The following is a 23873-nucleotide window of genomic DNA, read 5'->3' as shown; positions in this document are numbered from 1 at the left end:
GATTATCTCCATCGGCTGTGGGGGGTGAAAGGACGCGGCGGGATGAATTCGGCTGTTTCCCATGAGCGGGCTTCAACCTGCGCCTCCGGGTAGGCTGGTCTGGTCACAATCGAAAATTCATAGAGCAACGCGGCAAGGATCGTTCGAATGATGGCCCGGTGCTTGTCTTCTTCCGGCGCGTGTTCTTCTTCAGTGATTTCTTCGGCCTTCGGCACCGCACGTTCTGGCGGGATGCGGAAGCCGGGTGAAATACCAACTGCCAGCCCCGCATCAATCAGCGCCAAAGCATCACGACCATGAACTGTGTCCGCGATTTCCGGCGTGATGACGGCTGTGAACATTAGAGCCGCCGCCGTTTCGGTGAACTTAAGCGTGCCCGTGCCTTTGCTGGCAAGCGGCTGGCCAAAATCGTGACCCACCAACAGGTGAATATCTTCTTTCGGATCATCAATCCGATAGCTGAAAGCACCACGCGCGATCACTTCCTTGCGTGGCCTGCCTGTGCGTCCACCGTCAGACAAAACAGCAGGTTTGCCGTAGGGGAAGCGCCCGGACAACCGGGCACCCCCATTGCTTTCGCGGCGCAGTTCCAGCCCGCCGCCGTCGGCTGTGCCGCCCCACAACATTATTGGACACCCGTCAGGATTTCGGTCTGAACCGAACGGGAAACGGTCACGTCCATCGTCGCCAGCGCGGTCAGACGCAGGCCACCGCTGGCCGCATCGGCGTAGGGGTCACGGATCAGATCAATCGCCCCCCAGGTGCCGACGAAGAACGGCGGAACGCCACCAACATTGGTCGTCAGGATGGCAATGCTTTCCGCAGGGCTTCCCGTGGGCGCGGCCAGCGCATTTGACGACAGCGCGACATTGGAAATCCGCTTGGTGAGCCGGTCCCATTCGCTGACAGCCGTTCCTGAAATCAACGTGTCGTCCATGCCATCCATTACTTCAGGACGCAGCAACAGACGCACATCACCAGCGCTGTTCGCAGCGTTGGCAACCATGAACCGGATGACAGCCGCCCGGAATGCTGCCCACGACGCGGCGGCATCAATCGCGGTTTCCGTGATGCCCCATGCAGCGGCACCGGCCAGAATGCCCGTGGGTTCGCCAGCCGCGCCCGATCCAAGGAACACGGCACGGTCAAGGGCTTCGGCAATCGCACCGTTCATGTCGCGCCGCACAGCCTGTTCCAGACCGGAACCGGACTGCTTCAGCGTCTTGCGGGTGATCCGCATCTGAACGCCCAGATTGTGATCCGGCTTCAGCGGACGATCCAGCGTGGTGTAAGCGGTCGGACCCGGCACATCGCCAGTTTCAGTTGTGGCCCAGCCCGCCGTGACATCTGAAGTCGTCACCGGGTATTCCAGTTCGCCAACACCGACGTTGACCATGCTGCCGCCCATGCGTGCCGCCACGCTGGACGCAAACAGACGATCAATGATCGGCGCGGTGCGGATCGGGTCGGGCGTGCCACCGGCCAGCGTTTCACCAGCGCGGATTTCCAAGGCTTCCCACGGGATCGGAACGCCGCGATAACCGCCCTGTGCGCGCATTTCAGACACGACTTCGGCAGTTGCGCCTTCAAGCTGGCGACCTTCGTCCAGCGCCAAGGCCACCTGACGCATTTCGAAACCGGCCATGACTTCGGCCCATTCGGTATCCGAGCGGGTTTCAAGTTCCTGACCAGCTTCGCGACGTTCTTCGTCTTCAGCGATCAGGGCCGCGCGGTAGCGGGTTTCGTTGTTGCGGTATTCCGTGTCGAGGTCGCCCATCGAACGGGTTTCGTCTTCGGAAGGGTTATCCTTACCGACCAGCGCGGCGAGTTCCTGACGAATCTCGCTTTGACGGCGCTGGATTTTCACTGAATCAAGCATGATTGTTCCTTTTGCTTGTTTGGCGCATGTCGCGCATGAAATCGCGCCATTCCTGACGCGCGGGACTGAGGGGCTTGTGACCAACCTCAATTCTGGTTTTCCGGGCATGGCAGCGGCCACAAAGGCACTGCAAATTGTCCAGAGAGTAAGAAAGTTCGGGGTGTGTCTTGACCGGCAGGATGTGGTCCACCTCCAATCGCCGCCGTTCGCCGCATTGCACGCATTGCCAGTCGTCACGGTCCAAAGCCTGCATCCGCAGCGCCTTCCATCGCGGACCACGACAAACCTTGCGCGAATGTGCGGCATAGTCTGATCGTTTGCGGTTCATGCCCATGCGATGCGCCCCCCGCGTTTGGTGGGCCTGCCCATCATCCGGGCACCTTCAGCGACGGCGATCACCGTCGCTGATGCAGCGTCGATCCGGCCAGTTGACCGGGCCTTGGCAAGCTTCAGGTTGTTCGCCGGGTCACGTAGCGTGATGGCATCGGCAAAGGCCGACCGCAGCAACAGGCTTGGACAGGTCAGCACCTTGCCGTCAAAGGCCGCACGTCGGAACCGTTCGCAATCTTCCCCGCCGTCCTTGAAACCGAAGCCGCGCCAGATGACCGGAACGCGAATACCGGCCTTGTCGATGGCCTCGCCAAGTTCGGATTGCTTGTAACGGTCGGTGACAATCGCCGCGACGGCTTCACCTTCCACATGGGCCATAACTTTCGTCAGCCACGGGGCAATCGGAACGGTCTGATCACCCAGCGTAGACAACTCGCCACGGTCATTCATTTCAACATAGCGCCCCTGAACACCGTCATTCGCGCCACGGTCCATCAGGTTCGGTTTGCTGGGGAACGTGCCCAAGGCTTCCAGCCGCCCGGTTTCCGGCCAATAGAACGCCGCTGCGGTCATGCTGGCAGACCCACCAAGGTCGATGCCGATAACGACCTGTCCCCGGCGTTCAGGCGGTTCAGCGACTTCACAGGCCAGCCATTCATCAACTGTCAACAGCACGTCACGGGTTTCGCCGCTGACACGCTCATTGCGGTTGTAGAGCCGGAACGATGTCAGCGTTGAACCGCCACGCGCGATGGCACGCCGCGCCTGCCCCTGAAGCCAGTCCAGTGACGACCCGATACCGGCAATTGCACCGGGGTTGGCTTCCTTCAAACTTTCCAGATCGTCAGCAGGCAATCCGGGCGCGGGCCGATGCTCTTGGCGGTAGACACCCGGCGTGTCTTCGTCCAGCCACACGGAAAACGGATGACTGTCGTCAGCGGCAGACGTTGAAATAATCAACGCCCGACCGCTGCGCTTACCCAGACCGGACAGCAACGCATGTTCCAGCGCATCGCCTTGGTCAGCCTGCCAATGGCCGCGTTCATCCATCAACACCAGCGTTGGTGCGGACCCCAGCGCGGTCTTTCCGTCAGCGGCAATCGCCCGGATGAAATGACCGCCGCCATCCGCTTCATATTCGATTTCAAGCCGTGGGCTGCGGCGAATCTTGAATTGCTTCTGTTCGTCGTCATCAAGCGACTGGATAAAGCCCACCACGAAATCAAAGGCGATACGCGCTTGGTCACGGGTTCGGGCGGCGATCAGGATTTCCCGCCGGGGTTGGGCGTCCCATTTGCCCATGACAGCCCCCAAAGCGATGCCCGCTGACAACGCGGTTTTCGCGTTGCCACGACCAATGGACAGCACCGCCACGTTGATACCGTCAGCCAATGCGCCTTTGACGAATTTCTTCTGGAACGGTGCCAGTTTCAGCGGGTCGCCAGCCTTCGGACCCTCTGGGATTTTCAGGCTTTCAAGAAACCGGATTGCCTTGGTGGACGCCTTCATTGCACAGTCCCCCAAAAAGGGTTTCTGATGGACTGGTTAAGCTTCGCTAAAGAGTTCCAAACAGCGATTGTCGGAGTGATCGGTTTTGGCGGTGTGATCCTGACGCAAGTTCTGAACGCGCGATATGCGAGGCAACGCGAGGATGCGGCAAGGCAAGCAAAACGAAATGCAGTCGTCAGATCAGTTCTGGCAGAACTGAGAATAATGCACGCCTCTATATCCCAGAATGTAAATCGACCAGAGCCAGAAGAAGAAGCCTTGTTCCATATGCCAACACTTCCGCGTCTGTTGACGAACAGCCTTATGAATGAACTGGGTGTTTTACCTGCCGACGCAATAGATTCTGTATTGCTAGCTCTCTTGTCGATTGACGATATCAACAACCGACTTTCTCTTAGAGCCGCGAAAATACACGATGGGTTCTTCAGTTTCGATTTGAGGGGGCACCCCGCCGTGATTGGCGTGCTGAAACAAGCACTTCCCAAACTTGAAAGGGCCATCACCGCTTTGGAATCCAGCAAGTAGTATTGGCCGCACAGCGCGAACGCATAACCCCCCACCGCGTGTACACCCCCACGATCAATGACGGGGCATTGGGACCATCTGTCGTTGGTGAGTATCAACGACAGATGGTTCACTGAACAAACAACCACGTTCAGCCCAATGAACGAAACAACTCGGCTCACCACAAACCGAACACGCTGCTTCGTTGACCACCACGTCGTTGCAAGGATGAACAATGGCGTGGTGAATTGATGGTTGGCTGGGCAATGACGTGAAACACACACCATCATGCCCAGCCCATTGAACAACACGTGCCGTGGCACCAACCCGTTACGTGTTGTCACACACCACGCGATGCCGTTCAGCCACGGCGTGATGAATTCGATTTTGGTTGTTTGAATAATGCGTGCTGCCGCACCAAAGGCGGCACGCATATATACGTAGTATATAGAGAGTGTGTTGCGACCCGTTGCGACCTTTGATTTTAAAGGATTTTCACCGCGTTGCGACCCGTTGCGACCAGAGTGTGTTGCGACCTTTACAGTAGTCATTGGTTGCCCCCCACCATTTCAAGGTGCTGGCGCTTACTGCTTCCCTTCCCATGTTCACCAATTACGATCTTCTGCGCTGCGAACAGCCTGTTCATCGCACTTTCCATGCGGCGCTTGGTGACACCTTTGCCCAGCGGGTGCTTGGCGAAGACCGTTGGGGCAAATGTTGATGATGGGTTGTGCGATACGTACCGTTGTTCGCTGGCGAATTGACCAAGCAAGTGCAGGAACAAACGATCATCCTGATCGTCAGTGTTGTTCACCAACGATGATGCCGACGGCATAAACAGACCGCCATGCCATACCATTTCGATTTCACCGGCAGCACGGGCGTAGTTGGCCTTCTTCGTGCTTAACCGACGCGCATCAACGTTGGCTTCAAAACCACCGTCATCAACAATACGCTCAAGGTAGAGCCGTGACCGCACACTGTTGTTCCAGCCCGTTGAACCAGAAGCGCCCGAACCGCTGTTCATCCCTGACAATGACGGATGGTTCAGCAGAACAATTGTCACGCCATAAGCGATGCACAGACCGCGCAGCAATTGAACGAACTGACGGGCCTGTGCCCGCTGGTTTTCTTCACCACCGAACAGATCAGCCAACGTATCCAGCACCAGCAAGGCCGGTTTGATTTGAGCGATGGAGTTCTTCAGCGCTTCGAAGACCGGCGTTGGATGAAGAATGTTCCCACGGCTGGGCGCAGCCAAAATCGCGTCTTCACCTGCCAGCGACAGCAGATGCAGTGTGTTCAGATCGGCGTAGGTCACACCGTATGATTTCCTGATGGCATCCAGCCGACGATGAATTTCATCGCGGGTGTCTTCGGCGGATATGAACAGCGCCGAATGCTTGAAGACGAACTTGTTCAACCACGCATGGCCACAGGCAACGCTTGCCGCCAGTTGTAGGGCGACCAGCGATTTACCAGTGCCTCCATCGCCCCCCAGCAACGTAATGTCACTTGCCGGGATCATGTCAGGCACCAACCAGTTTCGCGGCGTCACGGCTTCGCTTGAAAGATGATCCGCCGTGAAAATGTCGAATGACTTTGACGCGACCGGCAAGGATGTCGGAACCTGTGGCACCGGATGGTTTGCGAACACCTGTGCAGGATCGTAACGGTGAAGATGGCTGATGGCGGCAAGGTCCGCCCCACCTGCCCGTGCAGCATCGGCTAACGTGCTGATCGTGACGCCTGACGATCTGAATGAATGCCAGTGTTTTTGAACATCGGCCAGCCCACGATATTTGCTACCCGTGGCCGACCACTGATCGACCAGCGTCAGACCGTCATCAGAACCATTCGTTCCATCATGAACGGCCATGAGAATCTTCGACCATTCGTCATAGGGAAGATCGGCGTTCACATACCGAAGCAGTTCAGCGATTTCCTTGATGGGCGGCTTGCTGGCCGACGGCATAACGTTGGGTGGAAGTTGGGCCTGTTGCTTCAGCCAACCCGGCGCATCAGACAAAGGTTCGTCATTGTCCCACTGATACCGGCGATTGTTGACCGTGGACGGCGCAACAACGATGTAGCCATTCGATTTAATGTCAGTCTCTTTGCAAAGTTTGCCGGGATACCGAACGTCCTGTTCAGCACGGAAGACAAGGTGGCATCCACCATTAGCCGTTGTTGCTGAAAGTGTTGATGGAAGGTCATGACCCGAAATGAACGACGGCCATTCGCAGTCAGGTTTGTAAGTATCGGGATCGACCACCACCAAACCGTTCGGCGCGCAGGCCAACCCGATATTGGCGTCAGGATTTTCCGACCACCAACGGCTTACCTGTTCTTGGTCTGATGAAGCATCACGATAACCGTTGGCCGTCAAAGGAGCCTTGCCGCCCGATTGGCACGGAAAAATCTGCCAGCCAAGTTCGGCATAGTACGCAGCGGCTTCAGGCTTCGTCAGCGTGTTGGCCGCTGAAATCAACCTCGGGATTTCAACCGGAACGCCATTGGCGATGTCCATGAGGCTAACCGCATTCATGACACGCGGCCTGACGCTCAACATCACCAGAATATGCGTTTGAAACTTTCTTGTTTAGTTCACGCTCTGTCCGGGGGTGTTTTGAAACTGTAGCGGCTTGATTTGCTTGGATTTCCTGCCGGATTGCAAATCCGTGTACACCGGTTCGATTCCGGTACTCGCCTCCACTCAAATTAGGGTTCAGTGATCTGCGGAACCGCTGCGAATGCACCTGCCTTTCAGCCCAAAATACACATTCGGGTTTCGATCACGTTCAATTGGGATCAAGTATCTGTTCCTGGTCTGGTCTGGTCAATCGACGAAGTGTGATTTCACTGTTTTCCTATTCCTCACAATCTTTCAGGACCAATCAGCCGAATGGTGATGTTTGCGCAAGAGGTTGCGTTACTTAAACCGTTCAAGCCGACAAGACCGCTGGCCAATTTTCATCCGCCAACGAAATATTGCCGGGGATGTCCTGTTGCCAGATCGAACGGACCGAAACGTCGTAGTTAAGGTAAAGCTTGCCGCCATGCACCGTCCATGCGTCCGGCGAAGTTTTGGCGATAGCGCCCTTGGAAAGCGCATAGGCGCAATAGCCGCCATATTGCGGGGCGAAATCATCGGGGGCAGCGGCAAAGGCGTCCCGGTTCTCAGCTCTGGAGAACTGCCAGATCACCCCTTTCCACTCAACCGTATATGCGGCGTCACCCGGGACCGGGGCAGCCTCTTGGAAATAGGCGACCGCATCATAGCCATTGATCGCCACACCGCCCGAGGCGTAAATCTCGGGCTTCGCAGCGAAGGCCGGGCGGCTCAACAAACCCAATGCAGGCAAGGCGGCGGAAAATTTCACGAATTTACGGCGGGTCAGCATATCAGATCCTCTTGGGTCAGTGTGTCGCCCAAAGAGTGGCCATAGCTCGACTATTTTGACAGCCCCCCTTACGCAAATGTGAAGCGCCGTGTCGGATCAGGCGGACAGATCCGCAATCGGAGAAACCGGCCAGCCCGAAACCGGCGTCACCTCACTTGCCGGACGCGCCAGGAACAGCTGAGCGTGGAAATAGCCCGTGGTTTCGAACCCTTCCGCATCATGTCCGCGCGCCTCGGCATTGGCGACGGCACGGGCCTGTTCGGCCTCATCCGCAAAGCGGCGATGGCGAAAAGGGGGCACATCAAGTTCTTCGACCGTCAACCCGTGATCGCCCATCACCTCGATCGCCTCGGCGGTATCATTTCCGCGAATGGGCGCGGTGATCACCCAGGGCATACGTGCTTGCGCGCCCTGCAAGACACGATCAAGTGCTGCAGGCAACATATGGGCGACACTGCCGCATTCGATCACCAGATCGGTCGAGGCCAAGGCCCGCTGCAATCCGGCACTGGCATCCTCCGCTTGCAGGTTTTCGGCGAATACCTCGTCGAAGATACCAACCGCCCTGGCGTAACCCAGCGCCTTGTCGGCAATATCTATGCCGTAATATTGGTCATCCTGCCCAGCCCGGCGATGGCTGGCATACCAGTCCCGGTCGGCTGCAATCACGGCATCAGGGGTGGCATCATCAAACCAGTCGTCACGATATCGCAAGAGGACATCAGCCAGCGTCAGATCATGTCGCGTCAGCGCCCCGCCGATGCCATAACCGCTGGCGAAATCCACAATACCCGCCGTTGACAATCCCCGCGCCCGCTTGAGCTCGGACAAGACCGCCCGGAACGCCGCCGCCGCGTGATGCGCGGTGCGAAACCCGGCATGGTCCATCGCACGGTAATAGGTGCTGCAATCCGGCAGGTTGTAAATATCATCGAAGATCGTGACGATCTTCTGATCGCGCTCACCCTGGTTTTCAATCATGCGTCCTGTTTCTTTCATCATCCGGGGACAGATCCCCACCAAACTTGCAACTTGGCGCATATAGGCACAAGCGCTAATCGGCCCTACGGCGCAGGTGCTGCACTCGCGCGAATGTGAACGCAACTCAAGATTGAAACACGATCTCGTGCCGTAACCCGAACGTGATGCACCTTTGCGGTTTTCGCGGATTAGTCTGACGACGAAGCGCGCTTGAGTTTTCAGGGACAGAGCTGATGAGTTTCACCGACAGCAAACGCATGCGGGGCATGGTGCCCACGGATAATGCCAAATCAACGTTGCCACTGGTCACGATGGGGGCAGTCTTTGCCTGGCTGGCCGTGCTTGTCTACGCCTCTTCAAATTCGATCGTCACGTTGCTGGTGGATATCGGCAAGGCCAACCCTGTTGCTGCCGGACGAAATGCGATCACCTATTGCAACCTATTGTTCCTGGGCTCCCTCATTTCTGTCATTCCTATGGTCTTTCTGTTCCGCAAGGATTGGACCCGCAAGAACCTGGACAAGCTGACCCGCCATGATTGGGGCATCCTGACGGTATCTGCATTCCTGTCCTCGGCGCTGACACCGGGACTGTTCTTTTATGCGCTGGAACATACAACCGTCACCAACGTGGTGCTGCTGGGCCGGATCGAACCGCCGCTTTTCCTGCTGGCCACCTGGCTTTTCCTGAACGAACAATTGAACCCCTGGGCAATGTGGGCCGGTCTGGTGGCCCTGATCGGCGCGGTGCTGATGATCGGGATGCGCGGCAACGGCGCGCTTTTCCAATTCGGCACCGGCGAAATGGCGACAATCGCTGCCACGCTGTCTTTCATTGCCTCCACCATCGTCACCCGCGTGGGCCTGAAGGGCGTGCCGCTGGGTATTTTTTCCATCTATCGTACGGTTCTGGGCACCGCGCTCTATTTCCTCTTGGCACTATACCTCTTTGGCCCCACGCATTTTCAGGACCTCTTCGCGCCAGTGGTGCTCAAATGGATCTGGATCTACGCCATCGTCGTGATCATCATCGGACAGTTTTCCTGGAACCTTGGCCTGAAATACGCGCGTTCCGGCGATGTGTCTCTGGCAACGTCGTTCTCGCCATTGGCCGCAATCGTGATCGCCATAACGTTGCTGGGCGAGGACCCCGGCCCCGGCCTGATCCCCGGTGGCCTGATCATTCTGCTGGGCATTGCCATCGGCCAATTCGGTCGCCGTCACAGCCGCATCGCGCGTCGCCGCGCCAGCAACGAGGCGTTGGAGCATGAAGGAAAACTGAATTTCAAAGGCGCTTGAGCACGCACTTTTGTTACGCGCCGGCACGCCCGCGTGACCCAACCCCTCATTTTGAAACAATATTTCGTCGCCTGACTGCAACGTGATGGGCTTGTTACAGCACCGCATGCCGGAAAGCTTGACCCGATGACAACCGCCCCCGTATGCAGGATGCACCGCATTGCAGCAGGACCAGAATTATGAGCCACGCAGAAACACAAACCGACACCGGCATGTCAAAGGCGATGATGGGCGCGGTCTTGGTATGGGTCGCCGTGATCGTCTACGCCTCGTCCAATTCGATTGTCTCGCTGCTGGCAGATGTCGGAAGACAGAACACAGTGATGGGCCGCAATGCGGTCTCTTTGTGCAACCTCCTCTTTCTGGGCAGCCTGATTTCGCTCGTCCCAATGGTGTTCATGTTCCACAAGGACTGGACGCGCGAGAACCTGTCCAAACTCGGCCGCAAGGATTGGGGCATCCTGTCTCTTTCGGCCTTTCTGTCGTCGGCCCTGACACCGGCCCTGTTTTTCATCGCTCTCGACTATACGACAGTGACCAATGTCGTCCTGCTCGGGCGGATCGAACCGCCGCTTTTCCTGCTCGCCACCTTCTTTGTCCTCAAGGAAAAGCTGGACCCGTGGGCCTTTGCCGCCGGACTGATTGCTCTGGTGGGGGCAGTGGTGATTATTTCGCTCAAGGGCGGGGAGACGGCCTTTACCTTCGGCAAAGGTGAAATTGCAGCCGTTGTCGCCACGCTGTCCTTCATCGCCTCAACCATCGTCACCCGTGTGGGCCTGAAGGGCGTGCCGCTGGGCATCTTCTCAATCTATCGCACCGTTGTGGGTACGATCATCTACTATTTCCTCGCGCTCTACCTTTACGGCCCGCATCACTTTCAGGATCTCTTTGAACCGATCGTCCTGAAATATGTCTGGGTCTACGCGATTATCGTCATCATCATCGGTCAGTTCAGCTGGAACCTTGGCCTGAAACACGCGCGGTCCGGTGATGTCTCGCTGGCCACGTCCTTCTCACCGCTGGCAGCACTTGTCATCGCGATGGTTCTACTGGGCGAAGATCCCGGTCAGGGTCTGATCCCCGGCGGGTTGATCATTCTGGCCGCCATCGGCGTGGGTCAATTCGGCCGCATCCGCAGTCAACGCGCCGAACGCCGCGCCGAGGAAGAAGCCGCGCTGAAAGGCGATGAGGCGGAGTGCGAAGGTGACGCGTGCCTGGAAACCGACGAAGCGATGGAACACGAATCGCGGGTCAATTTCAAAGGCGCATGATCCTAGGCCCGCGACCTGTCACTCTGAAAAACTTCATGTGACGGAACCGCGTCCGATGACTGACCGAGCTTTGTCAAAGCCGCGGATTTGATCGCTGACCCCTCGGCAATGCTCAGCGACCTGTCAACCCGAAAGTTGCCTTGGCCGGGCTCAGCCGGTGGCATCAGCAGCCTCTCCGGACGTTGCGACGCGCACCGCTCTGTCAAGCGCTGCGCTTCTGTCAGTGCGTCCCCCTGCCCCGTTGCCGGATAAGGCGCCAAGATGCGCAGGCTGGATGTGGCAGCACCCGGCTGAAACCCGGCAACAGCATCCAACGGCGCAATCCGCACGGTTGGGAAGGGCTGCAATGCCGCGCGCAACACCGCGGCCGGGTCCGTGGCATCCTGACCCAGATAGATCGACACCCGCCCCCCGGCACGCGCATGCGCCGCCAGCGTGCCCAAGGCCGAGACAATCACCTGGCCAGCGTCCTCGGCCAGCACAACCAGTTCCCCGGTGATCCGCAGATCGCGCTGACGCAGGAAAAACCCCATTATGGTCTCGGTCATCGCGGCATAATGCGACGGGTCTCGTGGATTGTTGTCGATCCGCCCGATATCGACCTCGGCCACCACGGCCCCCGCCGCATGGACCCGCAGCATCACATCCAGATCGGCGGCGTAATCCCCCACAATCTCGGACAGCGCAATCAGCGACCGGTCAAAGGCATAGATACCGGAATTGGGGGCTTTGAGATCACCAAGACCCGGAAACATCAACTTGAGCGCTGGCATCACCAGATAGCGGGTCATCGGCATCGGGTCGCGCGGGTCCTGCCAGATACCCTTGATCAGCCCGATCCCCGGCGCACGCGCCTCGGTCATGCGGTCGAAAAGCGCGATGTTGAATCTGTCGAGATCGGCATCAACCTTCATCACCCAATCATTGCGCGCGGCGATGAACCCTGCGCGGATCGCATGCCCCATACCGGGCCGCGCCTCTGGCACAACCCGTGCACCTGCGGCCACGGCCACATCCCCCGTGCCATCGGTCGAGCCATTGTCGACCACGACAACCTCATCGATCAACGGCATCGCGATCAGCGTCTCGACCACACGGGCAATCGTAGAAGCCTCGTTTCGGGCAGGCACCACGACCGAAACTGGCGCGGCATGGGGGGGCGTCTTGGTCACGTCAACCTCATCATTGCATCCAGATGATGTAGCGCTGGCGCGCGCGTGCCACAAGCGCGGGCGTCACTCATCATACATCCCTGGCACCCGCATCTTGGCGAAAATAAAGACAATTCACCTGTCGCCCTCGCTCCAATACCAGGAGTAGAAGGCAGGTGGAGCTAAAAGCCCTGGCGGAAAACTGGCACTCCAAAACGATCATTCCCGGCGGGTTTTCGAAGCGATGCCAGACACCGACAAGCAATAAAATGCGCATAATTTCATGGCTAAATGGCGACTATATGCCAATGCCATTGTTCCCTGCATTTCAGTTAAGACTTTTCAATTTTGTTGACTACATTCCGCAACCACATCTTTTAGCGTCGGGGAAGATCGGAAACCTGTGATTGGCAGCCTAGCGATATCCATATTTGTCGGTTCGATTTCCGCCATTACGCTGTTTGTTTTAAGCGGCTCGATTTGGATATCCGTTGCAACCTACTCAATTGTCGGGGCGTTGACCCTTGTGGGCATGGCCGTTTTCCAATCCCGCCCAGCAAAACGACCGCAAGAAGAAGACGCCTGCACCGAAGAGCATTTCGCATTCTGATCCGCGTCGCCCGCCATCGCCATGCAGCATCCGCCTGAACGCCCCCTAACTTCCGTAGACCGTTCCCCAGCGCTCGATCAGCTTTTGCTGCAATTTCTTGGCACGACTGTTCCAGCTTGAAGCACCGGGGGGCCGGTCGCTCAACTTCTTGGGAAGCGCATCGCGGCGTTCCCGGTCGGCAGCGAATATCGCAAAGGCCATCTCGGTCCCGTCGGCGGCTGTCATATAGCCCGCCAAACCGCTCACGAAATAAAGCGTTCCGGTCTTGGCCATCACCTTGACCGGATGGTTCTTGTTCTTCCGGCCTTTGGAATCCTTCAATACAATATGCTTCAGGATCGGCCTCAGCTCACCTTGCGGATTAACCACTGCCAGCGCCTTGGCCATCGCCTCAGCCGACAGGCGCGACTGGCCACCAAGGCCCGAATGATCGACCAGCCGCGCGCCTTTCATACCCAGTGCCTCGCGTGCCCAATGCGACATTTCCCGCGCAGAGGACCGGATCGAGCTGACCTCGCCCTTGCGTATCTTGGTCGCCATCTGCCCCACCAGCTCTGCCGTCAGATTGGTGGAATATTTCAGCATGTCGCGCAGAATCTCACGCAGCATGTCGCTCTGCCGTGTGACCAGAACACGCCCCTCCGGCAATGTCGCCACCACATCGGGCAAACGCAACACAATCCCATGCGACCGCGCCAGCGTGCCAAAGACTTCGCCGGCATAGGCCTCGGGCTTGCGCACTGGCAACCAGCGCGATCCGCTTTTGCCCAGGAACTTGCGCGCCACCGTCCAGCTATCGAAACTGCCCCCATCGGTGTAGGTATAGACCGGACCCTTGCGATCCTCGATCGTCATCCGGGACACCCGCACATCGGGGCGGTACTTGGCCGTGCGCGCATCCATCGTCACGTCATAGCCCTTGCCACTTTTCTTCCACTGAAAATGGACGCGGTTGTAATTCAGGTTCAGGCCCGACACGGCAGGGTTATATCCCACCTGCTCGGGCTGGTCCTCATCCACTGCACGGGTAAAGGGCAGCGCCCCGCCATAGACCAGGAATTTGCCCTTGACCTCATGCACACCGGTCAATTTCAGCTTGCGCGCCATATCAGCCAGCCCATCGGTATCCAGCGTCGGGTCACCACCGCCCACCAGCACCAGATCGCCCTTGAGCACGCCGTTCTCAACCGGGCCGGTCGCCATCAGCCGGGTCTTGAACCGATAGCCCGCACCCAGCACATCCAGTGCATAAAGTGCGGTCACAGCCTTGGTCACACTCGCCGGGGGGTGGCCCGATTGCGCCTCGACCCTTTCCAGCACCAGACCCGATTTGACATCGACCACCGCACAACCCACGCGCCCGCCCAGCTTGGCCTCGCGGATCAGTACCTCAGCCCCGGTGGCAGCCTTTTTGCGCGATCCGTCAGGGCGCAACTGCGGGCGCAATGATACGGTGGGGGCCTCGCCCAGTGCCGCATTGGCCAGACCGCTCAGCAACCCGCCCAGAAAAATGCGTCTCGAAGTCATTCTGCTCATAGCGCAGAGTAAACCCCAGCTAGCAGGCACAGACAATCCGGTTTCCACCTCACAATGTGTTCAAATTTTCAGCAGTTGCGCCGCAGTCACCCTGTCAGGCAGCCCGATCCGTTCAACGGACCCAGTCGCCCCGCTGGCGCAGCTCGGTCGAGGAGATCGTCGTCATCGGCATATTGATGAAGCACCAGGCGGGCGCCTGCATATGCCGCAGCATATGGCTCATCCGCCCTGGCAGCCGGGCATCGGCATAGACACGCGCGGCCTTGGACATACGCGCCGAAATTCGCTGGCCGGGGCGCGCCAGCACGCCCACGGGCACGCTTTCCATGATCCAGCGCCAATCCTGCCACTGATCCAGCTGCGCCAGGTTATCCGCGCCCATCAGCCAGACGAAACCTACCCCGGGATATTTCGCCTGCAATGCCGCCAATGTCTCGGCGGTATAACGCGTGCCGGCCTGCGCCTCGAAATCGCTGATCCTGACACGCGGATGATCCATGATCGCCCGCGCCGCCGACATGCGTTTTTCCAGCGGCGCCGGTCCACGTGTCTTCAGCGGATTGCCGGGGCTGACCAGCCACCACACCTGATCCAAGCCAAACCGTTTCAGCGCTTCCCGCGTCAGATGGACATGCCCAGCGTGGGGCGGATCGAACGATCCTCCCAACAGGCCGATAACCTGCCCGGCCCGGGCGGGGGGTGTCAGCCCTGTCATGGCTGCCGCAGTCCGTCATTTCGTGCCGCACCTGTCATCTGTTCACCGGTCAAACGGTTCAAATGTGGTCTCCGGGAACTGCTCCAGCATCCAGAAGTTCGCGGCAATATGGCTCAGATTGCGCTCGGGCCCGCCCGGCGGGGCTCCGGTACGAAACAGCGTCACGATATCTGACAGCACAACCGGGTTTTCGCGGAAATAGGAATGCCCGCGCGGGGCCACGACACCGCTGACATCAATAAAATAGACGTTGCCCGTCTGGTTCAGGATATCGCGCTCGGTCATGCCCAGATCTTCGAAGGACAGTCGCCCGAACCGGGTGCCCGAATTTACCGCCTGTGCAAATCCCAGCGCGCCGTCATTCGGGTTCATATAGACGGTAATGCACTCGAATGCCGGGGCGAAACGCTCGGCGATCAGGCGTTGGCGCACCACGTCGAAATCCAGATCGGGCGCGGCCAGCACCAGATTGTCGATCTTCAGCACCTTGCGCGGGTCCTTTCCGGCAGCGCGCGCGGCAATGATCATCTCACGCAGGGCCGAGGTGGCCACATCCGTCCCCCGGCTATGCGCGATAAGCTGGATATGTTTCAGCCCCCTGACCTCTGCCAGCAACCGCAGCGTTTCCTTGAGGTGAAAGATCGAAAACTCGCCGCTTTCGCGATCCTTGAAATACCCGAAAAGCCCCGGATTATCTGCGGGCCACGTATAGGCGATCGGCACGGCGCTGCGTCCTGTTGCCTGCCAGATATTCGAGATCGTCGCCAGAGCATCGTCAAAGTCATTCTTGTAGCCATGCACGAAAACCACCACCTCGTCCTGACCGGATGCACGCAGGGCCTGCGCCACACGTGCCTGAAAATCGCGCCCTGCCGCGTCATACCCCGCCTGGGCGGCCTGGTCCGCCACGATCAGACCGTCATTGCGCAGAAAAGGCAGCGGTGTCGCTGGAAACCGCACATGTTCCGCGACGCTCCTGACCCGGATCAACCGGCTGTCGAAATCAACCGCCAGCTTATCAAAACTCAGCGCCGCCTGACCAAAGGCCATCGACGCGCTGCGCCCGTGCCCATAACTGCGCACCGCCCCCCCGCTGCGTTCGGCGGTCCGGTCGGTGACATAATAGACCGTGGCCGTATCGGGCGCGGCCCCCATGGCGGGAAATGCCGTTGGCGTCAGCAAGGGCAGCGTTTCGCAGGCCGCAATCGTGAACATTGCCAGCAAAGACAGTGCCAACAGGCGCAAACGCCCGACCCGGCGACCCTCAAAACCTCTTTTTCGCGCGCATCCCATTCCCGGCAGGGTTCCTTCATTCAGGCACGATCAGCACTATTGCCCAATCCGACCCGCACAACAATGCCCTGAAAAATCACCCCGACAAACATCTAATTTTAAAAGCTTTTTGAGGTGCGTTTCACCGCAATACCATCTGATCTTAACGGTCCACTGGCAAGGTCCGCCGATACCCGCAGGAACTCCGGAACTGATTTCGTGGCGAAGATGGACCAAATTTGCCCAGCCGGGCCCTTGATGCCTGACGATGCCGATATCTCGTCATCGGTTTTCGCGCTGATCGTCAATCAGATTCGCGAGGGGATTTGCCTGCAGGACATTCACGGCCGGATCGAATGGATTAACCCCGCCTGCGAAGAGATGTTCGGTTGGCGGCGGCATGAAATCGTGGGCCGCCGGGCGCTGGAAATCGTTACCCCGCCCGGGCGGCGCAAACTGGGCACCGACGCCCATGAATTCACCTATGATTTTTCCAGCACCATTTTCGACCGTATCGTCGTGCAGGAATTTCAACGCCGCAACGGATCGCGCTTCTGGCTACAGCAAAGCTTCGCGGTGCTTGATCTCGGCCCGTCGGAGGATCAGAAAAAGGTCGTGATCACCTGTCAGGATGTGACTGCTCAGGTAAAAATTGACCGGAAATTCAAACAGATACACGACAATCTTGAATATGCTGCCTATCATGACGACCTGACCGGGCTGGCAAATCGCAAGAAGCTGGGGACATTTCTGGAATCCGACCAGGTTGCACAGGCAATCAGAAACGGCACCATCGGCGTGCTCCAGATCGACATCGACAAGTTCAAGGATATCAATGACAATCTGGGCCATGCTGCCGGCGATGCGACATTGCGCCATGTCTCGGCCGCACTCAGGCAAAGCTGCCCGCCCGAAAACCTGGCCTGTCGCACCGGCGGTGACGAATTTCTGATGATCTGCCTGACATCGGGCACCCCGGAAGTGTTGCAGGAAAACGCTGAGGGGCTGTTGGCGGCGATCAGCACCCCGATGCGGTGGAAAGATCAGGAGCTGCGCATCGGGGCCTCAATCGGGGCCAGCCTTGCCACTTCTCCCGACGACACCGGTGAAGAGTTGATCCTGAGGGCTGACAAGGCACTTTACACCGCCAAACGCGGCGGTCGCGGGCATGTGGCGCTGTACACCGACGCGATGGGGCAGAAGTACCGCGCCCAGATGAAAACCGTGCGAGAGCTGAAAAATGCCATTGCCGACGAACAGTTCGAAATCCATCTGCAACCGCAGCTGCACCTTTCAAGTGCCGCAGTCACCGGGTGCGAGGCGTTGATCCGCTGGAACCACCCGGAACGCGGCTTGCTGAATCCTGGGCAATTCCTCCCTGCCGCCGAAGCGGCCGGGCTGGCGTCGGACATTGACTACATCTCGATGAACCTGGCGCTGGATGCGCTGGTCGAACTGCGCCAGGGCGGGTTTCCCGATCTGTGCATGTCGATCAATGTCTCCAGTGCAATCCTGGGCGATGTCAACTATCCCGGGCTGCTCGACTGGGCGCTGCAATCGCGCGACATCGATCCCGGCAGCATCTGCATTGAAATTCTGGAAACAACCATTCTGGAAGGCGGCGATCTTGAAATCGCAACCGCCATTGAGCGGCTCAAACATCTGGGCGTTCACATCGCACTGGATGATTTTGGGACCGGCTATGCGGGCCTCGCCCATATGTCCTCCTTCGATGTCGACGCGATCAAACTGGATCGGTCAATGATTTCGCGCCTCGCCAACGACCCGCGCACCCGGATGGTCGTTCGTTCGATCATTCGCCTTTGCGATCTACTTGATATTAATGTAGTCGCAGAAGGCGTTGAAACTGCTGAACAACTAGAGATTTTGCGCCGCGCAAAATGCCCACTGATCCAGGGCTTTGGTCTTGCCCGGCCCATGCCAGTGGCCACAACGCTCGACTGGTTCAAATCCAGCACGCCACTGGCCGCTCCGGTCTCCTTTGCGGCCACACCCAAGGCAGATATCTCCCAAATAGGCAGCCCCAGGACCAATCAGGCCTGAGCCCGGAACGCATGCCCGCATTGGCGGCAATCCGCCCTTGACCCATCCGGCCTCCTGTCTAAGTTGATCCTATCAGAAACGGGTCTCAAGATGCCGGAGAAATTCGGCCGGATGGGGTTTCCCCATCTCATTACCGTTACGCTGGACATTCGGCGCAGGACCGTCGCTGGGTTGCACCCAGGGCCGGTCATGCAGGACACGACAGGTTGGGGCCCGTTTCTGGTCAATGGCATGGCGCACAAAACAGGATATGCTATTCGGCCCTCTTGCACAGGGATTATCCCAGCAGGAATGGGCGATCCCGGACATCAGGCATCACCTTGAACAGCGCCTGCCAAACCACCTGAAAAAGACCGCGCGCGCCCTGGCCCAGGACCTGAAACAGGCATTTCCAGCGGCCAAAGCCCCCGATGCCGCGCGACTTCTGCGCTACCTGAAAGGCACGCCCAAGACGGCTCCGCTGATGGCCCATGTCAAACAGACCGGTGCCTATCCTGATCCGCCAACACAACCACCACGTTTCCGGCCTGTGCCCGCGCTTGCCGATCTCGGCCTGCCGGTGCTGGCCACGCCCGATGCGCTTGCCGACTGGCTGTCGCTGCCATCGCTGCAACTGACCCGCTTTGCCGACGGCCTTGGCCTCTCGGCCCGTTCAGCCAGCCCCTTCGCCCCGCACTACCGGCATCACCTGATTGCCAAACGCAACGGCACCCTGCGCCTGATTGAAGAACCCAAACCCTTCCTCAAACACCTCCAGCGCAAGATTTTGCGGGGTATTCTGGCACCGGTGCCACCCCATTCCAGCGCATTTGGGTTCTGCACCGGCAAAAGCTGCCCACAGGCCGCAGCGCGCCACGCGGGCGAAGCCATGGTCGTCAGTTTCGATCTCAGCGGCTTCTTCCCCTCGATCCATCAGCACCGGGTCTATGGCCTTTTCCGATCCCTGGGGTATCCATCCGCCGTGGCGCGGCATCTCTCCGGGCTTACCACCGCGATCACGCCCCGCCACGTATTGGCAACACCGGAATTGGCCGACCGGGATCACCTGACCAGCCGGCACCTGCCGCAGGGTGCCCCCACCTCCCCGGCGCTTGCCAATCTTGTCGGCTTCTCTCTTGATACCAGGCTTGCCGGGCTGGCCCGGTCCCTTGAGGCGACCTACACCCGCTACGCCGATGACTTGACCTTTTCCGGCGACCACCACATCGCCAACATCCTGCAACAGGCTGTGCCGCAGATCGTGCGCGACAGCGGCTTCGTCCTGAACAGCGCAAAAACCCGCGTCCAGCCTGCCCACCGGCGGCAACGGGTCACCGGCCTCGTCGTCAACCGTCACCTCAACCTGCCCCGTGCCGACTACGATCACCTCAAGGCCGTGATCCACCACCTGCGCACGCCCACCGACCCGCGCCGCGCCGATCGCGCCTTCATCGACCGCATCGCCGGGCGCATCGCCTGGCTGGAACAGGTCAATCCGCCCAAGGGCGCCAAACTCCGCGAACGACTGGCCGACGCGCTACAGGCCGGTTCAATCCGGTGATTGCCCTCGCCTGCGCACTTGTCTATCTGGGGTTAAATTCGATCTGAAGGAGCGGTCCCATGGCAGCCTATCAATACGTCTATCACATGCAGGGGGTCTCCAAGACCTATCCGGGCGGCAAGAAATGCTTCGAGAACATCCATCTCAGCTTCCTGCCCGGCGTGAAGATCGGCGTGGTCGGTGTCAACGGCGCCGGTAAATCCACCCTGATGAAGATCATGACCGGCCTGGATACGGATTTCACCGGTGAGGCCTGGGCCGCCGAGGGCGCGCGCGTAGGCTACCTTCCGCAGGAACCGCAGTTGGACGAAACCCTCTCGGTGCGCGACAACGTCATGCTGGGCGTTGCCGCCAAAAAGGCCAAGCTTGACCGCTTCAACGAACTTGCCATGAACTACTCGGACGAAACCGCCGACGAGATGGCCCAGCTGCAAGACCAGATCGACGCCGAAAACCTCTGGGATCTCGATGCCCAGATCGACGTCAGCATGGAGGCCCTGCGCTGCCCCCCCGACGACGCAGATGTCAAAACCCTCTCAGGCGGGGAAAAGCGCCGCGTCGCCCTCTGCAAACTGCTGCTCGAAGCGCCCGACATGCTGCTGCTGGACGAACCGACCAACCACCTCGACGCCGAAACCATCGCCTGGCTGCAACAGCACCTCATCGACTACAAGGGCACGATCCTGATCGTCACCCATGACCGCTATTTCCTCGATGACATCACCGGCTGGATCCTCGAACTCGACCGCGGCCGCGGCATCCCCTACGAAGGCAACTACTCTGCCTGGCTCGAACAAAAGGCCAAACGCCTGGCCCAGGAAGCTCGCGAAGACAAATCCAAACAGAAAACGCTGGAACGCGAACTGGAATGGATGCGCCAGGGCCAGAAGGCCCGCCAGGCCAAATCCAAGGCCCGGATCAACGCCTATAACGAAATGGCCACCCAGTCCGAGCGCGAAAAACTCACCCGCGCCCAGATCGTCATCCCCAACGGGCCTCGCCTCGGCGAAAAGGTGATCGAGGTGACCGGCCTCAAGAAACACATGGGCGACAAGCTCCTGATCGAAGGGCTCGATTTCTCGCTGCCCCCGGGCGGCATCGTCGGCGTGATCGGCCCCAACGGCGCTGGTAAAACAACGCTCTTCAAGATGTTGACCGGACAGGAAAAACCCGACGAGGGCAGCGTCGAATATGGTGACACGGTACAGCTATCCTATGTCGATCAGTCGCGCGACGATCTCAACCCCAACGAAAACGTCTGGGAGGCGATCGCCGACGGGCAGGACATCATCAAGCTGGGCGACGCCGAGGTCAACGCCCGCGCCTATTGCTCGGCCTTCAACTTCAAGGGCGGCGATCAGCAGAAAAAGGTCTCATTGCTCTCGGGCGGCGAACGCAACCGCGTCCACATGGCCCGGCTTTTGCGCGAAGGCGGCAACGTGCTCCTGCTCGACGAACCGACCAACGATCTTGACGTCGAAACCCTGCGCGCCCTGGAGGACGCCCTGGTGGATTTCGCCGGTTGCGCCGTCGTCATCTCCCACGACCGTTTCTTCCTGGACCGCATCTGCACGCATATCCTGGCCTTCGAAGGCGAGGCCCATGTCGAATGGTTCGAGGGTAATTTCGAAGACTACGAAGAGGACAAGAAACGCCGGTTGGGCGCCGACGCTTTGGAGCCAAAACGGATGAAACACAAGAAGTTTGCGAGATGATACTAAATCGAAGAGAAGACAAAAAGGGAGTCTTTTACAAGCTCAGTTTGATCGAGCGAAGTTCCCTTACAATGAAAAACTATGCTTCTTCTACGTTTGGGGATCGTTTCTATTCTGAAGACTACCTTCAAGGTATCTCTGAGCAAAAAAACAAGATCCATGCTAAGTCAGCTAAGGCTGTATCAGCGCTTTTTCTAATTACAACGATACTTGCCTTCTATGACAGCATCGAAGGCACTACAAAACTTGGAGCTGTGACCGTTTCGCTTCCTGATGCTGGAGCGGCTGCGTTATGTGTTTTGGTGTCCTTGAACTTTCTTGCGACACTATTTGCTTTTCTCGATCAACTTATCATTGATCGATACATCTCGGTGTTAGGCGAACGTGTAGGTGTTTTTTCTTTTGAACTACCTCTGCTAAACTATAGTGCTATGAATCTCTGGTCGAACGCTATCCAACCGAAATATTTTGGTTTGGCGTCAGAGAGGGGTCATAAATCTGTTGCTCCTACTTTGGGGGTTTTCTTTTTAGTTCTTATTTTGGCTGGTATCGCCTACCCATACACAGTCGTAGGGTTCACTGTTTGGCGTATAATAACTTCAGATGTTGCAAGTTTCGAACTGATACTTTGTGGTTTTTCGCTAATTTTACTTGCGCTATCTGCTTCCACTTTGTTGGCTTTTTGCCTCAACTATAAGTTTAGGCCAACAGGCAGTTCTGAACCTGATGATCCATTTGTGCCCGACGATTTTTTGGACTTAGGCCATCCCCGTAGAAGCGCCAGAGACCAAGAGGTTGACCTCGAGAGTCAGCACAAGCAAGCATAGCGTGGGCGCCAACACATCCTCCAAACAACATCACGTCTCCAAGGCCCGTTCTTCACACCGTTTTACAACACCACGAGCGCTCTTGGTAGGAGCGAGCCACGCCTCCCATATCTGATGGGAAAGGAGGCAGATCATGCCTGTTCAGAAGGAACGCACCGAAAACCGACCTATACGCCGCGCGCAGCCGCATCCGCCCTGGACCCGACGCCCGCTGCCTTATTACTTCACCGACTGGGCCGCGATCTGACGCGCCGGATCGATGCCAACCCACCATCAAGCCTGCATATCAACGCGGTACCAATGTTGGGGTGAAACCCCACCCTACGAAAATTCATACCGGCCTGCGCGCTTGCCCCGGTGCACCAAGGAAAACAACCACTCCTCGGGCCGTTCGACAAACCCGTGTTTCATCGGGTTGAGATGGCAGTACCGGCCATGTGCGCCGTAATCCTCTTCATTGCGAATGTGATGTTCCCAGAACCGGCGTTGCCAGATAGCAATCTCGCCCTTGTCATGCCGTAGGCCGGGGTTCACCCCGGCATATCTCCCGCATCGAACAATGGGTAAAGAGGATTGCGGGGTGAACCCCGCCCTACGGACAGATTGCGTGAATCGCGCCTTGATCGCACCCCATCGCGTCGAAAAGCAAGCGTAGGGTGTGTGCTCGCACGCACCATCCCCGCCGCCGATCTCACCTCCAAGCCTGCCCCCACGCCGGGCCAGATTGTCCGTGAAAAAGACCACAGCGCCGGTGACAGTGGAACGGATATAGCGGGACATGCCCCGGTGGTCCGGTTAACGGGGTGTCGCCAACGCTGGCCTCACCCTTTCCCGCGTTTCTTTCTCAGGGCCGCATATTCCGGGTCCATTTGTGCGCCCTTCGCCTCGGGCGCATCTTCCTCCGGCATGCCCACGCGTTTGGCCAGGTATTCGTCCAGCTTCACCTCGCCTGCGATCTTCATCTGCGCCCAGGTGGCCAACAGCCGGTTGATCCGCGCGTGATAGCCGCGGCCCATCCCGCGATAGAACCGTGCCACCGACCGATCGAGGTAGAGCGTCACCTTCTCCTTCGGCTCGACCACATCGAGATCTGCCTCCAGCGTGTGCCATGCCTCGGGTATTTCCTCGGCCAGCGTGGTGTCGATCCAGCCGTCGCGGTGCAGATGGATGAGGTTATTGAGCAGCCCCTCGCGGGCAATGCGGGCGGTTTTGGTCATGCGGGTCATTGGCAGGCCTCCTTCTGGCGTGCGAATGATCCTGTGCCGCG

At 58.5% G+C, this 23873-nt stretch carries 20 protein-coding genes and 1 tRNA gene; 8 read left to right on the top strand and 13 right to left on the bottom strand.

The window, feature by feature from the left end; genetic code table 11:
• Positions 1-2 precede the first annotated feature (2 nt).
• The 4 genes from Q1B27_RS00715 to Q1B27_RS00700 all read right to left on the bottom strand — a co-directional run bounded on the left by Q1B27_RS00715 (position 3) and on the right by Q1B27_RS00700 (position 3718).
• Positions 3-626, bottom strand: a complete 624-nt coding sequence (locus Q1B27_RS00715; RefSeq protein ID WP_299842145.1) for an HK97 family phage prohead protease — start codon at positions 624-626, stop codon at positions 3-5.
• The gene (locus Q1B27_RS00710) at positions 626-1879 is read right to left on the bottom strand and encodes a phage major capsid protein (RefSeq protein ID WP_299842142.1); all 1254 of its coding nucleotides are present in this window, start codon (positions 1877-1879) and stop codon (positions 626-628) included. The genes Q1B27_RS00715 and Q1B27_RS00710 overlap by 1 nt, the downstream gene beginning before the upstream one ends.
• Positions 1872-2132 (bottom strand): HNH endonuclease signature motif containing protein, encoded by a 261-nt coding sequence (locus tag Q1B27_RS00705; protein ID WP_299844810.1) that lies wholly within the window; start codon positions 2130-2132, stop codon positions 1872-1874. The genes Q1B27_RS00710 and Q1B27_RS00705 overlap by 8 nt, the downstream gene beginning before the upstream one ends.
• A 71-nt stretch (positions 2133-2203) precedes the next feature.
• Positions 2204-3718 (bottom strand): terminase TerL endonuclease subunit, encoded by a 1515-nt coding sequence (locus tag Q1B27_RS00700; protein WP_299842139.1) that lies wholly within the window; start codon positions 3716-3718, stop codon positions 2204-2206.
• Positions 3719-3745: 27 nt separating this feature from the next.
• Here Q1B27_RS00700 and Q1B27_RS00695 point away from each other — a divergent pair, with 27 nt between their 5' ends.
• Positions 3746-4243 (top strand): hypothetical protein, encoded by a 498-nt coding sequence (locus tag Q1B27_RS00695; RefSeq protein WP_299842136.1) that lies wholly within the window; start codon positions 3746-3748, stop codon positions 4241-4243.
• Positions 4244-4769: 526 nt separating this feature from the next.
• On the opposite strand, the gene Q1B27_RS00690 is transcribed toward Q1B27_RS00695, so the two are convergent.
• Entirely contained in the window at positions 4770-6752 is a 1983-nt protein-coding gene (locus tag Q1B27_RS00690) for an AAA family ATPase (RefSeq protein WP_299842134.1), read from the bottom strand.
• Positions 6753-6864: 112 nt separating this feature from the next.
• Here Q1B27_RS00690 and Q1B27_RS00685 point away from each other — a divergent pair.
• Positions 6865-6937, top strand: a tRNA-Cys gene (locus Q1B27_RS00685).
• Between the two features lie 230 nt (positions 6938-7167).
• On the opposite strand, the gene Q1B27_RS00680 is transcribed toward Q1B27_RS00685, so the two are convergent.
• Both Q1B27_RS00680 and Q1B27_RS00675 read right to left on the bottom strand, forming a co-directional pair.
• A complete protein-coding gene (locus Q1B27_RS00680; protein WP_299842131.1) occupies positions 7168-7626 on the bottom strand; it encodes a YHS domain-containing (seleno)protein in 459 nt (152 codons plus the stop codon).
• A gap of 96 nt (positions 7627-7722) precedes the next feature.
• The gene (locus Q1B27_RS00675; protein ID WP_299842128.1) at positions 7723-8628 is read right to left on the bottom strand and encodes a hypothetical protein; all 906 of its coding nucleotides are present in this window, start codon (positions 8626-8628) and stop codon (positions 7723-7725) included.
• A gap of 212 nt (positions 8629-8840) precedes the next feature.
• Between Q1B27_RS00675 and Q1B27_RS00670 the strand changes: the two genes are divergently transcribed.
• Together Q1B27_RS00670 and Q1B27_RS00665 are read left to right on the top strand one after the other, a co-directional pair.
• Complete coding sequence (locus Q1B27_RS00670; RefSeq protein ID WP_299842126.1) at positions 8841-9905, top strand: DMT family transporter; 1065 nt, start codon at positions 8841-8843, stop codon at positions 9903-9905.
• Between the two features lie 179 nt (positions 9906-10084).
• Entirely contained in the window at positions 10085-11176 is a 1092-nt protein-coding gene (locus Q1B27_RS00665) for a DMT family transporter (protein ID WP_299842123.1), read from the top strand.
• A gap of 2 nt (positions 11177-11178) precedes the next feature.
• Here the strand turns inward: Q1B27_RS00665 and Q1B27_RS00660 are convergent, their stop codons facing one another.
• From Q1B27_RS00660 to Q1B27_RS00645, 4 genes are all read right to left on the bottom strand, one after another.
• Positions 11179-12348 (bottom strand): glycosyltransferase, encoded by a 1170-nt coding sequence (locus tag Q1B27_RS00660; protein ID WP_299842120.1) that lies wholly within the window; start codon positions 12346-12348, stop codon positions 11179-11181.
• 634 nt (positions 12349-12982) lie between these two features.
• Positions 12983-14473: a D-alanyl-D-alanine carboxypeptidase/D-alanyl-D-alanine-endopeptidase gene (gene dacB / locus Q1B27_RS00655; protein ID WP_299842117.1), complete on the bottom strand. Its 1491-nt coding sequence runs from the start codon at positions 14471-14473 to the stop codon at positions 12983-12985.
• 112 nt (positions 14474-14585) lie between these two features.
• Entirely contained in the window at positions 14586-15188 is a 603-nt protein-coding gene (locus Q1B27_RS00650) for a nicotinate-nucleotide adenylyltransferase (RefSeq protein WP_299842114.1), read from the bottom strand.
• A gap of 42 nt (positions 15189-15230) precedes the next feature.
• Positions 15231-16424, bottom strand: a complete 1194-nt coding sequence (locus tag Q1B27_RS00645; RefSeq protein ID WP_299842111.1) for an alpha/beta hydrolase — start codon at positions 16422-16424, stop codon at positions 15231-15233.
• Between the two features lie 294 nt (positions 16425-16718).
• Here Q1B27_RS00645 and Q1B27_RS00640 point away from each other — a divergent pair, with 294 nt between their 5' ends.
• From Q1B27_RS00640 to Q1B27_RS00625, 4 genes are all read left to right on the top strand, one after another.
• On the top strand, positions 16719-18524 hold the full coding sequence (locus tag Q1B27_RS00640) for an EAL domain-containing protein (protein WP_299842108.1): 1806 nt from the start codon (positions 16719-16721) through the stop codon (positions 18522-18524).
• A 226-nt stretch (positions 18525-18750) separates the two neighbouring features.
• Positions 18751-20064 carry a reverse transcriptase family protein gene (locus Q1B27_RS00635; protein WP_299842105.1) on the top strand — a complete coding sequence of 438 codons (1314 nt, stop codon included), beginning with the start codon at positions 18751-18753 and terminating at the stop codon, positions 20062-20064.
• A gap of 59 nt (positions 20065-20123) precedes the next feature.
• A complete protein-coding gene (ettA, locus tag Q1B27_RS00630) occupies positions 20124-21779 on the top strand; it encodes an energy-dependent translational throttle protein EttA (protein WP_299842103.1) in 1656 nt (551 codons plus the stop codon).
• 71 nt (positions 21780-21850) lie between these two features.
• Positions 21851-22606, top strand: coding sequence for a hypothetical protein (locus Q1B27_RS00625; RefSeq protein ID WP_299842100.1), 756 nt, complete (start codon positions 21851-21853; stop codon positions 22604-22606).
• Between the two features lie 321 nt (positions 22607-22927).
• Here the strand turns inward: Q1B27_RS00625 and Q1B27_RS00620 are convergent, their stop codons facing one another.
• Together Q1B27_RS00620 and Q1B27_RS00615 are read right to left on the bottom strand one after the other, a co-directional pair.
• Positions 22928-23386: a transposase gene (locus Q1B27_RS00620; protein ID WP_299842097.1), complete on the bottom strand. Its 459-nt coding sequence runs from the start codon at positions 23384-23386 to the stop codon at positions 22928-22930.
• Positions 23387-23427: 41 nt separating this feature from the next.
• Positions 23428-23832, bottom strand: a complete 405-nt coding sequence (locus Q1B27_RS00615) for a BrnA antitoxin family protein (RefSeq protein ID WP_299842094.1) — start codon at positions 23830-23832, stop codon at positions 23428-23430.
• Between the last annotated feature and the right edge of the window lie 41 nt (positions 23833-23873).

Origin of the sequence: uncultured Roseovarius sp. (assembly GCF_947489715.1) — a bacterium.
Classification (GTDB): Bacteria; Pseudomonadota; Alphaproteobacteria; order Rhodobacterales; family Rhodobacteraceae; genus Roseovarius.
This window is presented reverse-complemented; position numbering and strand designations above follow the sequence as displayed.

Coding starts and splice junctions, on each gene's coding strand:
- Q1B27_RS00635 (WP_299842105.1), top strand. CDS start 18,751: ATGGCATGGCGCACAAAACAGGATATGCTATTCGGCCCTCTTGCACAG.
- Q1B27_RS00675 (WP_299842128.1), bottom strand. CDS start 8,628: ATGATGAAAGAAACAGGACGCATGATTGAAAACCAGGGTGAGCGCGAT.
- Q1B27_RS00710 (WP_299842142.1), bottom strand. CDS start 1,879: ATGCTTGATTCAGTGAAAATCCAGCGCCGTCAAAGCGAGATTCGTCAG.
- Q1B27_RS00695 (WP_299842136.1), top strand. CDS start 3,746: ATGGACTGGTTAAGCTTCGCTAAAGAGTTCCAAACAGCGATTGTCGGA.
- Q1B27_RS00715 (WP_299842145.1), bottom strand. CDS start 626: ATGTTGTGGGGCGGCACAGCCGACGGCGGCGGGCTGGAACTGCGCCGC.
- Q1B27_RS00650 (WP_299842114.1), bottom strand. CDS start 15,188: ATGACAGGGCTGACACCCCCCGCCCGGGCCGGGCAGGTTATCGGCCTG.
- Q1B27_RS00670 (WP_299842126.1), top strand. CDS start 8,841: ATGAGTTTCACCGACAGCAAACGCATGCGGGGCATGGTGCCCACGGAT.
- Q1B27_RS00640 (WP_299842108.1), top strand. CDS start 16,719: ATGCCTGACGATGCCGATATCTCGTCATCGGTTTTCGCGCTGATCGTC.
- Q1B27_RS00680 (WP_299842131.1), bottom strand. CDS start 7,626: ATGCTGACCCGCCGTAAATTCGTGAAATTTTCCGCCGCCTTGCCTGCA.
- Q1B27_RS00700 (WP_299842139.1), bottom strand. CDS start 3,718: ATGAAGGCGTCCACCAAGGCAATCCGGTTTCTTGAAAGCCTGAAAATC.
- Q1B27_RS00705 (WP_299844810.1), bottom strand. CDS start 2,132: ATGCAGGCTTTGGACCGTGACGACTGGCAATGCGTGCAATGCGGCGAA.
- Q1B27_RS00625 (WP_299842100.1), top strand. CDS start 21,851: ATGAAAAACTATGCTTCTTCTACGTTTGGGGATCGTTTCTATTCTGAA.
- Q1B27_RS00615 (WP_299842094.1), bottom strand. CDS start 23,832: ATGACCCGCATGACCAAAACCGCCCGCATTGCCCGCGAGGGGCTGCTC.
- Q1B27_RS00620 (WP_299842097.1), bottom strand. CDS start 23,386: ATGTCCCGCTATATCCGTTCCACTGTCACCGGCGCTGTGGTCTTTTTC.
- Q1B27_RS00690 (WP_299842134.1), bottom strand. CDS start 6,752: ATGGACATCGCCAATGGCGTTCCGGTTGAAATCCCGAGGTTGATTTCA.
- Q1B27_RS00665 (WP_299842123.1), top strand. CDS start 10,085: ATGAGCCACGCAGAAACACAAACCGACACCGGCATGTCAAAGGCGATG.
- dacB (WP_299842117.1), bottom strand. CDS start 14,473: ATGAGCAGAATGACTTCGAGACGCATTTTTCTGGGCGGGTTGCTGAGC.
- ettA (WP_299842103.1), top strand. CDS start 20,124: ATGGCAGCCTATCAATACGTCTATCACATGCAGGGGGTCTCCAAGACC.